General features: G+C 62.1%; 12 protein-coding genes and 1 tRNA gene. 3 read left to right on the top strand and 10 right to left on the bottom strand.

The genetic code is table 11. The annotated features are described in order from the left end of the window. A partial coding sequence (locus OKA11_RS12490; RefSeq protein WP_267220678.1) for a phage portal protein occupies window positions 1-825 on the top strand: 825 nt, incomplete at its 5' end. Window positions 826-971: 146 nt separating this feature from the next. Beyond that, window positions 972-1784 carry a DNA adenine methylase gene (locus tag OKA11_RS12485; protein WP_267220676.1) on the top strand — a complete coding sequence of 271 codons (813 nt, stop codon included), beginning with the start codon at window positions 972-974 and terminating at the stop codon, window positions 1782-1784. 347 nt (window positions 1785-2131) lie between these two features. Here the strand turns inward: OKA11_RS12485 and OKA11_RS12480 are convergent, their stop codons facing one another. The 3 genes from OKA11_RS12480 to OKA11_RS12470 all read right to left on the bottom strand — a co-directional run bounded on the left by OKA11_RS12480 (window position 2132) and on the right by OKA11_RS12470 (window position 5298). Beyond that, window positions 2132-2812 carry a HEPN domain-containing protein gene (locus tag OKA11_RS12480; protein WP_267220674.1) on the bottom strand — a complete coding sequence of 227 codons (681 nt, stop codon included), beginning with the start codon at window positions 2810-2812 and terminating at the stop codon, window positions 2132-2134. Between the two features lie 239 nt (window positions 2813-3051). Further along, window positions 3052-3846 (bottom strand): DUF262 domain-containing protein, encoded by a 795-nt coding sequence (locus OKA11_RS12475; RefSeq protein ID WP_267220672.1) that lies wholly within the window; start codon window positions 3844-3846, stop codon window positions 3052-3054. 414 nt (window positions 3847-4260) lie between these two features. Then, on the bottom strand, window positions 4261-5298 hold the full coding sequence (locus tag OKA11_RS12470) for an SOS response-associated peptidase (protein ID WP_267220671.1): 1038 nt from the start codon (window positions 5296-5298) through the stop codon (window positions 4261-4263). A 363-nt stretch (window positions 5299-5661) separates the two neighbouring features. On the opposite strand from OKA11_RS12470, the gene OKA11_RS12465 reads away from it, so the two are divergent. Further along, window positions 5662-5958, top strand: a complete 297-nt coding sequence (locus OKA11_RS12465) for a hypothetical protein (protein WP_267220668.1) — start codon at window positions 5662-5664, stop codon at window positions 5956-5958. 176 nt (window positions 5959-6134) lie between these two features. Here OKA11_RS12465 and OKA11_RS12460 read toward each other — a convergent pair whose 3' ends face one another. From OKA11_RS12460 to OKA11_RS12430, 7 genes are all read right to left on the bottom strand, one after another. Beyond that, window positions 6135-7073, bottom strand: coding sequence for a helix-turn-helix domain-containing protein (locus tag OKA11_RS12460; protein WP_267220666.1), 939 nt, complete (start codon window positions 7071-7073; stop codon window positions 6135-6137). 22 nt (window positions 7074-7095) lie between these two features. Beyond that, window positions 7096-8406: a tyrosine-type recombinase/integrase gene (locus tag OKA11_RS12455; protein WP_267220663.1), complete on the bottom strand. Its 1311-nt coding sequence runs from the start codon at window positions 8404-8406 to the stop codon at window positions 7096-7098. Window positions 8407-8555: 149 nt separating this feature from the next. Continuing rightward, window positions 8556-8629: transfer RNA gene (locus OKA11_RS12450), tRNA-Gln, on the bottom strand. Between the two features lie 188 nt (window positions 8630-8817). Continuing rightward, a complete protein-coding gene (locus tag OKA11_RS12445; RefSeq protein WP_267220662.1) occupies window positions 8818-9012 on the bottom strand; it encodes a hypothetical protein in 195 nt (64 codons plus the stop codon). Then, entirely contained in the window at window positions 9009-9344 is a 336-nt protein-coding gene (locus tag OKA11_RS12440) for a hypothetical protein (protein WP_267220660.1), read from the bottom strand. Before OKA11_RS12440 ends, OKA11_RS12445 begins: the two co-directional genes overlap by 4 nt. Then, window positions 9341-10651 (bottom strand): site-specific integrase, encoded by a 1311-nt coding sequence (locus OKA11_RS12435; protein WP_267220657.1) that lies wholly within the window; start codon window positions 10649-10651, stop codon window positions 9341-9343. Before OKA11_RS12435 ends, OKA11_RS12440 begins: the two co-directional genes overlap by 4 nt. Beyond that, window positions 10575-10871, bottom strand: a complete 297-nt coding sequence (locus OKA11_RS12430; RefSeq protein ID WP_267220655.1) for a hypothetical protein — start codon at window positions 10869-10871, stop codon at window positions 10575-10577. Before OKA11_RS12430 ends, OKA11_RS12435 begins: the two co-directional genes overlap by 77 nt. Between the last annotated feature and the right edge of the window lie 136 nt (window positions 10872-11007).

Here is an 11007-nt window from a genome sequence, read left to right as displayed (position 1 = left end):
ATCCTGCTCAAGCGCAACCTGCTGGCGGCAAGCTTCGTGCCCGGCACCCTGTTCCCGAAAGCCGAATTTGCCCGGTGGGCGCTGGACTGGCTGACCATGGGCAATGCCTATCTGGAGCGGGTGAACAGCCGCCTCGGACGACCGGCGGCGCTGCGCTGCTCGCCTGCCGCCTACACGCGTGTAGGGCTTTTGCCGGATCAGTTCTTCTGGGCGCCGCGCAGCTATGCGATCTCCGACGCGGTGGAATACCCCGCCGGGGCCGTCCATCACCTTGCCGAGCCGGACCCCATGCAGGAAATCTACGGCATGCCCGAGTATCTCTCGGCGCTGCAATCCGGCCTGCTGAACGAGAGCGCCACCCTGTTCCGCCGCAAGTACTATCTGAACGGTTCGCACGCCGGGTATATCCTGTGCATCACCGATGAGAACCTGAGCGACAAGGACAGCAAGGCGATCCGGCAGGCGATGCGGGATTCGAAGGGGCCGGGCAATTTCCGCAACTTCTTCCTCCATCTGCCGAAGGGGAAGGAGAACAGCGTCAAGGTCATCCCCATTGCCAGCGTCGGCGCCAACGACGAGTTCCTGAATATCAAGAACGTCACGGCCGAGGACCTGCTGGCAGCGCACCGCGTGCCGCCGCAACTGATCGGCATGGTCCCGAAGGGGACGAGCGGCTTCGGCAACGTCAACGACGCGGCGGCCATGTTCTACGAAATGGAAATCGTGCCGATCCAGTCGCGCATGCTGGAAGTGAACGACTGGCTGGGCGTGGAAGCGGTGCGCTTCGAGCGCCCGGCGATGGCGCTGCCGAGGACTGCCGCCTGAGGATTCCTCCCGCCGATGAGGCGGGGGACTTGGGCGTTGGACCGCCTTTGTCCGACGAATGCCAGTTCGTCATGATCCCACTCGGTCCCGCCATGGGGCCATCCCGCCTACCGACTCGGTGCGGGAACGAATAAGGAACAAAAACAATGCTGTCGAGCCCCCTCTCTTCGTTCGAGCGGGTAGACCCGGTGCGCCCGCTGGCGCCCTACATCGGAGGCAAGCGCGCGCTGGCAAAGCGTCTCGTCTCGCTGATAAACTCCATCGAGCATCGCACCTATGCCGAGGTTTTTGTGGGCATGGGCGGCGTGTTCCTGCGCCGCGACCAGAAGCCCAAGGCCGAGGTCATCAACGACTGGTCGGAGGACGTGGCGACGTTCTTCCGCGTGATCCAGCACCACTACCTAGCCTTCCTCGACATGCTTCGCTGGCAGATCACGAGCCGCGCCGGCTTCGAAAAGCTGCTGGCGCTGGAGCCCAGTTCGCTGACGGACATGCAGCGGTCGGCCCGGTTCCTGTATCTGCAGCGCCTGGCATTCGGCGGGAAGGTGCGGGGGCGTGGTTTCGGAGTGGACCCGTCTACCTCTGCGCGGTTCGATGTGACGAAGCTGGCGCCGATGATCGAGGCGGTGCACGAGCGGCTCGCGGGGGTCGTGATCGAGCGTTTGCCCTGGGCCGACTTCATCGCGCGCTATGACCGGCCGGGGACGCTGTTTTATCTCGATCCGCCCTACTACGGCAGTGAGGGCGACTATGGCCGCGACCTGTTCGACCGCAGTCAGTTCGAACAGATGGCCGAGCAACTGCGCGGCGTGCGCGGGCGGTTCATCCTGTCGCTCAACGATCATCCCGAGGTACGCCGGATCTTCGCCGGGTTCGATTTCCGGGAAGAGAAGCTGGTTTACACGGTGGGTGGTGGGGCTAAGGCCAAGACGGTGGGCGAGGTCATCATAACCAACTGACGGATCTGGGCTGCGCACCGCATGGTGCGCAGCTATTTTCACCCACGTCAGCTACGCGCCCATCTAAGCCGTTCGAATGGGAAATCAGTGAGCCCATCAGCGGACCTACTGCCTATGACTGGGGTTGGGACCAAGCCGTCATTCCCAACGCACTACCTGTGTGACTGCTATCGACAAAAGCCGACGCTCGAGCCTTGTTCGGATGTCATCATCCATTGGCCGAGGCGGGCCGCTTGCAGCGTGGCAGCTTCAAGTGACCCGGCGGCGGAAATAGACACAGCCTTGAGTGCAGAGCGAGCGCGGCGACCCGCTCCACATCGTGAATGCGAGCGCGACGGCGCGGGATGTTAGGCGGCGTTACCAGACGCTCGAAGGTAGAGCCGATCCCGCAATACTGGTTCGAACCTACCGATCAGGTAGTCTTTCTGCCGCTCTAGCTCCTGCAGGCGCAATTGAAGAGATGCGGCTGTGTACCGGGACCCGACTGTAGTGGCCGCTTCCCTGCCGTGCGCGACGGCGTTGCGGCAATCGGTAATTTCATCGATGTATTGCCGCGCCCTGGGATCGTGGAGCGATGGTCCCGAGATGCCAAACGCCTCGAACACCTGATCCAAACTGGCGCACCGAATATTACCTAGCTCTTCGAGAAGCGCCTCCTCGTGAATACGCGCAGTATCTGTGGAAAAGGTACGTGAGAAGAGCGCCGATCTTCGCTGCCACTTGGCCCTGCGGCCAGGCGAAGCAACCGCCCTCAACTGAGGATCGAGTGCGAGCGAAAGAAGTTCGACCGCAAGATCGGAATGGGCGATACGCTGACCACTTATGCCTTCAGCTGTCCGGACGACAAGCAAAGTCGTCGTAAACTCGAAGGCCGCGTAGAGGAGGACGATGAACATCGCCTTTTGAGTGTTCAGGCCTGCGGATACTGAGGTACCCTCATCGGCCTCTCGGGCAGAAATCTCGGTCAGTAACGCGCGAGCCTCGGCAAAGCGGCTTGCCACCTCTGCTCGAACGGCGCTGAGTGGCATTAGGCGAGCAACTCGTTCCGCATATATTCAATACGATCAACGACCATCCGACGGCTATTCGTCGCGCCAGTCGTAAGCCGCCGCATCTGATCTGCGTTCATGATCGGCGCTGGATCCCTGTTCAGACCTGGATTTTGCCTCAATGCCAACGTAGTTCCTACGGTGACGGCCTCGTACAGGTTGAGCGGTGTCGCATTTCTCGTGCCTCGAACGACCCCATTCGGAAGCCTGGCCTGTAGCTAATTGAAGGTTGCATCGAAACCCGCGATGGACGCAGCCTGCGGTCCAGCGAGAGCATGCTCAATCATATAGTCGTTGAGAAATCCGACGACGCTATGCTCAAATGCTTGATACCGCTCCAGATAGGCAAAGTAGCGCAGCACACACTCTTCGTATATCGCTTCTTGCTGCTCATTGCTTGGGATGCGGACCACAGCCCGAAACGCCGGACGAGATGAAAGTTCGCGGAGCAACTCGCGAAAGCCGCCTCTCATCACGCAGTTTCTAATTTCTTGCGCGTGGAGCTTTACACCGCCAGTATTCAGACGCTCGAACAGATCGTACCTGACCGCAAAATCGCTTTTGTCATTCAGGGTCGTGACCCGGACTGGCCGCAAGGTAAAACCTAACTGCGCAGATTTCGGTAGCTCTTCAAATGTCATCCCATTGAAAGCGGTCAATTTCGTTAGGTTAGTAAGCTTCAGTGGGTTCTCGCGGAGAATACGAGACCGAACGTCTTTGCCTCCGCAGAAATGAACGAGCGTGCTTAGGCGTTGCACTCCGTCCACGACCTCCCAGCTGCCGTCTCGATTGGCGGCCATGTACAAGCTGGGTACCGGAATTCCCAAATAGATGCTTTCGACTAGCTCTGATTCGCGGGTATCATCCCACACGAAGCGCCGTTGGTAGTCAGGCGCCACATCAATCTCGCCACCTGCGACCATATCGACCAGCTGCCGCACGGTCATATCGTATACGTCGTAAGACACGGCTCGCTTCTCGCGATCCAACTGCTCAGTTAGGTTTTGCGACATGCGTTCTCCCCGCGCGGGTATAGGCGAATGAGGCCTCTTGCGGCAAGCCGCTTTGCCTGAGGGGCCGCAAGGCTCTCAAGGCCCGCCGTTCCGGCTGACATCATTGCGAGCATACCACAAGCCAGCCAGTCCATCCGGCATTGCACGATGATGCTGCCAAGTTGAAGAGACGGCAGCTATTGAATCTATGTATTAGGCCCTAGAATGGCTGGCGCCGGGCCGCACCGCTGCCGGACCGTTTAATCGAATGGGAATGGCGAGTTCCGGGAGGAACGGTCGTTCATGCGAAAATTCGGCAACGTCGTAGTTTGGTTGGCAGCCGACGCGGCGTAAGCGGCAGCTATCCTCGAAACCCGGCTCCAAACCGGACGGTCGCCTACCGGCCCAAACCCGCTATCCATAATGCTTGGAAATTCAGCATTTGCTCTCTGAGACAGGCGGCGGCAAAATCGTCCCGCCAGTTTTCCAGAGCACCCCAGTCGCTTGAACACGCATGCGATCTGCCGGAAGGGGGCGGTCGAAGCGGAATAGTTCTTCCAATGGGGCGTGCAGCCACGTGTCCCAATCCGTTGCATCGAGAATGACGGGGGAGCGGTCATGGATCGCGGCGAGTTCCGGCGCGTTTTCGGTCATGACACCCGTGTAGCATGTGCCCCACTCGTTGCTGTCTCGCCACAGGCCAGCCCAGGCGAATGCCGGGCTGTCCTTCACCGACAGCCATGTCGTCGTCATCGCCCCGGCCGGGCCAACCGCCTCGGCGTATGCCGCTGCGGGAATGAGGCAGCGCTGCTCTGGAAAAAGCGCCCACTGCTTCCAGAAGCCGTTCAGCTTGTCGAACCGGGCATTGTTGACCGGCTTGGGCTTCAGAGGCTGTCCGGCCTTGCTGCGCAGGTAGACCGGGAAGCCCCATGTCATCTGCTCGAGCACGCGCTCGCCGTCGACCAGGCGCACAACCCAGCCCGGCTCGCGCGGGTGAACAATCGCCGGCCCCTCGTTGAACTCGCGCAACTGGCGCGCGCCGAAGACGCTCTTGATGAGTTGGCGGTCGCCCGGTGTGTATCGGTTGCACATGCAGGGAAGCTGCTGCGTTCCGCAGTCTGATTCAAGATCAGGCGCATACCGCCGTGCCAGGCGTCTCATCTGCACCGGATCGAGCGGCTCCACGCCCAGGCGATAGGCCCACGCGGCCACGGCACTGGCGAGGCTGGTGGTGTGGACATAGGTCGCGCCGCTGTCGAATTGGTGAAACGTGGACTGATAGGCGAGGTCTTCCCAAAACGATGCCGCCTGCCACCGCTCCGCAACGCCGCGCTGGACCAGCAATTCCAGCGCGAGGCGGTGGCCCCATGTCCGCTCCACGTCGCCGCCGTGTGCGCGTGCCGCCGCATCTTCAAGGACATGGAGCGCAAGGCGCGAGAGGCGGTCGATTCGCATGATGAGGGGATAGAACATAGCGCGAACATGCGGCAAGGGCGCCTGCGGCCGCCGCCCCATGGTGGTCGAGAGGCCCGCCCCACCCGCGCGGCTACCCCCTGCCTCTCAATTGAAACATTGTTACGTCGAGGCGCAACGGATCGGCCTCGCCCTGACCCCGCGCGCCGCACTTGCCCCCACGCCTCGCCTCCTCGCTCTTTGGGCGGTTTTTTCGCATGGTCGGGGGCGGTTCTGCACCGCTGAAAGGGCGGTTTTGGGCGATATCTGGCGGGGGCGGGCGCTTCGCGCGTCGTTTTACGCCTTTTTGCACGCGCATACCTGTTACGCGCTATTTCAGTGTGCCATTCAAAGTGCGCCATTTTCGGCGGGTGTGAGGGGCAAATGGACAAGACATTCGAGAGCAAAATTCTGGAGATCGCAGCGCGCTACCGCGCTCAGGCGGCGGAATTTCCAATTTTGTACCCGCCGCGAGCGGACGATTTGAGCCAACACATCAGTATCAGGCGCGAAGTTCCGCTTGAGTGGATCGCGATGGCTGAAATCTTGGAAAAAGCCCGCCCCTTGCCAAAGCCTGCGGCTTTGAGGCGTGTCCTTGCGGCATTCGACTATGGAGTCGGCGAGATCGCCGAAGACCTTTGCCGTCGTTACGATGAGATCTCCGATTTCTCGTCTGACTAAGCCGCTAAAACTCGCTGCCGTGCTTGGCACGAGCTTTGCTCTTGCCCCCCTGGACACACCGGGGCGGCGCAGCCGCCCCCGCGCGCCATCTCCGTTGGCGCTTCGCTGAGTGCGGGAATTACCTTCCAGGCATGGGGGCAATACAAACTTGACGCCTAAGGGCGCCTCAAGCGCCCTTAGACCTTTCTATCTGGTTCTGTAGGTGGGGAATGAAGCGGCATTTCCATACTTTCAGAGACAAATGAAAGGATGCCGAGGCGGGCGTTGTAAGCGGCCTGTGCGGCTGCATCGCCGGGGTGACGGATCGCGGCCCACTGATCGGTCGGAATGTCGCCCATGAGGTCCGTCTCCGCGCGCACGAACGCGGCTTCCTCGACCTTGGTGTCGCGTTCTTTCCCGCGACGAAGGAAGTCGGCAGCGCCGGCCAGAGACTTGCCCAGGCGGTCTGCCAGACGCTGCACACGATTCGGCACCTTGCCCGATCCGGTGCGCTCCGGGTGCGAGGCGAGCGTGACGCCGCGACGCTTCAGGATTTGCCGCATCAGCATCTGAACGGGGCTGGGAAGGCGTGTGATCTCGAAGAAATAGGCGTTGGGCGCAGCCTTCGTCGGCTGCTTCTTGTTGTCGGTCGGCTCGCACCGACGCACCCAGTCGATCAACCCAAGGTCGCGCAGGATATTGAGGTGGCGATATACGGTATCGCGGCCGCATTCGGCCGCAACGGCGATCATCTCATAGGTTGCGATGCATTCGCCCGTTTTGAAATTGGTGAAGCCAAGCACCGCATCAAGCGTGTTGAGGACGTTCCACTTTAGAACGCGCCGCCTTTTGGGCTCAGTTCCCGGAGTGGTTGGTGGCTTCGACGAGGCTGCTCGTTCTGCGGCAGAAGCGATGCGCGCGTCTGCGTTGGCGTTCTTGAACCACTTTTGCGCGACCTCGATGATCGTGGATAGCACGATTTTGCCTTGCTTGTCGCTGCCGTCACCAAGGATGCGGCCGACCTGTGCGCGCGAATCGTTGACGTCAAAGGTCCGGCGCCAGAAGCGGACGCGGGCTTCCGAGGTCGGGATGCTGGCGGCACCGGCCAGCAGATTGCCAAACGAGACCGCGTTCATCACGCGGCCTCCGCTTGGGTGGTCAGCCTGCCGCTGTGGCCCGATCCTTGGCTCGCCACGGCCGGTGCGCCGGCAGCAGCAAGTGCGGCTCGGCCGCGCCCCGCATCAGCAGGTCGGCCCAGATCTGCGCCAGCTTCCGCCGCCGGGGCAGGTACATGGCGCGATTGTAGATAGGCTCGACGCCCTGCTGCGCGTGCGCGAGCATCAGATCGATGATCGCGCGGTCGCGTTCCTGATCCTCCATCGCCGCGCGTTCGTTCATGATGGTCGAGAAGGTCGAGCGCCAACCATGGGGCACGTGTACCCCCCGATACCCCGCGAGCCGGTACACCTTGCTCAAGGTGCTGTCGCTGATCGGCTTCGTCCAGGCGCCGGGACCGGGGAAGAGCCAGCTTGGCCCGTCCCGCGACTGGCACGCCAGACTTTCCGAGATTGCCGCCTTCGCGACGTCCGCCGCTTGCCGGGACAACGGAATGACGAACTCCCACGTGATGTCGCGCTTTTGCGACCGCGTGAGCTTCATTTTCTCGGCCGGGATACGCCAGACCGGGTTCGCACCGTCCAGCCCCTCGAATTCCTGCCGCTCGGCCAGGCGAACGACGCCCGGCCGCGCTGCCGTCAGCGCCAGCAGGCGCGAGGCTAGCACTGTTGACCAGTGCGACCCGGGCAAGTCCTCCACGTCTTTCAGAAGCTGCCGCGCGAATTCGACCTTGAGCGCGGCAGGGCGCAGCTTCGGGTCGGTGGGCAAAAGCGCCTTCTGGATGATCGCGGCCGGATCGGTCTCGGCCAGGCCCGAGGCAATCGCCCAGACGAACACTTCCGAGACGTGGTTGCGCACGCGGTGTGCCACGTCGTGCGAGCCGCGCTTCTCGATCCTGCGCACCATGTCCAGAACGACCGGTGGCGTGATGCCGCGTATCGGCTGCTTCCCGATCACCGGGAACACGTGCAGTTCCAAGCGGCCGAGGATCGCTGCCGCGTACCGCGCGTTCAGCGTCTTGGCCTTGGCCTCGTGCCAGGCACGCGCGATTCGCTCGAAATTGTCGAAGGCATCGGCCAGCGCCTGGATCTTGCGGGCTTGCTTCTCGGCCGAGGGATCGATCCCGTCGCGAAGCTGTGCCTGCGCCTTGTCGCGGGCGATCCGCGCGGCGCTGAGCGTCACTTCCGGGTAGGCCCCGATCGAGAGCGTCTTCTCTTTCCCGGCGAATCGATATTTGAGCCGCCAGAGCTTGGAGCCCGACTTGCGCACGAGCAGATAGAGCCCTCTGTCGTCGGTCAGCTTGCGGTCTTTCTCGCCCGGAATCGCCTTCCGGCAGGCAGTGTCGGTTAGCAAGGGTGAATACCCCCGATACCCCCAACTGTACCCCCACGGGGCCTGCGCTTGGCTGAGACGAGTAGAGATTGCATAAGCCGTATGTCGCAGAAAAAGCGGCGGAAACGCAAGGCGTTCGCGCTTGATGGAGACCGGCTGAGATAGGGAAGTGGATGCCCCGCGAGGATTCGAACCTCGATAGACGGAATCAGAATCCGTAGTCTTACCATTAGACGACGGGGCAGCTGCCGCGCCCTCTAAGGTGAGGTTTTCTGCGGGTCAAGGCTAAAGTTTTCCACACGGTGCGACGATTTTCCGTCGCACCGTGCGACGGTCCCGAATTTAGGGCGATTCGTGCGGGTTGGATAGGCAAAGAAAAAGCGGGGAAGGTGCCGTTCCTTCCCCGCTTCGTGGTCATAGTGCGGTCCGACATCAGAAGTAGCCGTTTCGGTAGTAGCCGAACCCAAAGCCCCATGAGCGGAAACGGGGCGGAAAGCCGCTCATGCAGCGCCGCAGCCAGAAGTCTCCTCGCCTTTCCATCAAGCGCTTGAACGGTCGCGCGCGGCGGGTGGACCTGATGGATTTCAACTGGCGTTTCAGGCGGACGAAGGGTGGCCGCTTGCTCACTTGGGATCTTCCTCGGATTTAAGAATGATCGGTGCCGGCGGGAATTTATTCAGCAGAGACAGTGACGATTCGGTGATACGGTCCAGCTGCTCCCGTAGGGCATTCATTTCGCCGTCATTGTCGAGGACGAATGACAACGCGAGTAGAAGGGCACGATCAGCTGCATAGTGGGCCCTTTGTCTCGCGTCTTCCGGATAGGGATAGTGCTGCTCAGCTTCGTAGGTAGCTTGGGCCAACCATCCGTCATGCATGGCCTTGGTACGAGGATCGCGGCGAAGACGGGCAATATAGCCTCGCTCTTGGCGCATCATTCCGATTGAGGATTTGTTCACTTCGCTTGCCTCCTAGATTCAATGTCTTCGAGGGTGCGCAGGACCGCTGCGACGGCTGCGCAGGCGCCGGGGGTGTCCGGCGGCATGTAGGTGTCCGCGATCGTGCGTTTGCCGAGGACGGCGTGGCCGCTGATCGCGAAGATGTTCGATTCGCGCGCGCCCATGTCCTTGAACCATGACATTCCCGAGCGGCGCATGTCGCGCAGCTGGTACGTCTCGAACCCGGCCGCGTCGAGGTGGACGCGGACGGCGCGCTGTGCGGTGTGTTCCGGCATCGGCTTTTCCGTGTCGTCCGGATGGTGGAACAGCCACTGGCTCTTTTCGAAGCGGGTCGCGATCCTGTCATGCAGGAAGGTGGGCATAGGGGCGTCGATCCAGCGACCCGTGCTGCGCCTGGTCTTCTGCGGGAGAAGGCGGAAGCCGCGCACGTCGCCGGCAGTGTCGGCCAGATAGGCGCGGTCGCGCGGGTCCAGATTTTCAAACGTGCGCCATGCAAGGCGATTGAGTTCCAGTAGATCGGCGCGGCGCTGGAGCGACCAGAAGGCAATTTCCAGCAGGAATGCGCTGTCCTCGTCTCCCGCATCACGCGCGATCGCGGCGACGTGCTGCACCTGTTCCCAATCCAGCTTTGCAGTGCGGCTTGGCGGCGTGGGGATGGGAACGCCGGCAGTGGGGTCGCCGGGTATCAATCTCTGGCCGTCAGGGCCTGCCCAGCGCATCAGGAGGCGCAGGACGCGCAGCATGGCAGCGCACTTGTGCTTGCTGCCCGGGTTGCCGCTCTCGTCATCGCCCAGCAGGGCGCGCTTGAGATCCTTCACCATTTCCTTGTCGATGGAGAGGATAGGCAACTGGCCGTCGTCTGCCCAAAACTTGAGCTGGCGCAGCCGGGAGCGATATTCCTTCTGCGTCTTGGGCGCAGTGGCCTTGAATTCGTCGCTTGCCTCGTAGGCATCCACCAGATCGGAGAACAGCCACTTGCGGGGCAGTGCACGGGTGGGATGGGCCTCGGGCACGGTGTCGGCGGCCATGGCTCCGACACCGCCAATCTTCCACTGCTCGACCTTCTCGTTGATCGCCATGGCCTTGGCGACGATTTCGAGCGGTGGCGTCTTGCTTGCGCTCTCGCCCAATTGCTGGTTCTTCCAGCCACCTTCGCGCAGTGCCGGCGACGGCTTCCAGTTCCACGCGTAGCGGCCATCTGACAGCTTGCGGGAATGCAGGTAGGTGATCTTAGCCACGGCGGGCCTCCATGCGCTGGCGGCAATCTTCCGCCCAGGTGGAGAACGCGGCGAACCAACGGCCATCATCGCTGCCGGCGTCGTTGATCGGAGAAAGATAGGCGGCGAGGTCCATCGCCATGCCGGGCGGCAGGTCGCGCGTCAGGCCGATTCGTTCGATGGTGCGGGGGTTCACCCCAAGGACGATGGAGAGTTCGTCCTTGCCGTCGCGGGCCAGAAGTTCGCGGAAAGCGCGGCGGGCCTCGGCGTCGGCGGTGTTGATGGGCTGGGCGTAGTCGGGTTTAGGCACTGTGTCGGCCTCCTGTTGCCGTGGGGATTAAGGGATTACGCAGCGGGTCGGGTCAAGCCTTGGTTCCCACTGCGGGTTCGACGGCAACGGCAAGGGTGGGTCGTCGGCGTCGGGGCCCCATTGGGACCGCCCTTCA

It is taken from the genome of Novosphingobium clariflavum, from assembly GCF_026420865.1.
GTDB classification, from domain to species: domain Bacteria; phylum Pseudomonadota; class Alphaproteobacteria; order Sphingomonadales; family Sphingomonadaceae; genus Novosphingobium; species Novosphingobium clariflavum.
The sequence above is the reverse complement of the archived record's forward strand: the minus strand, read 5'-3'. Positions and strand labels throughout refer to the sequence as shown.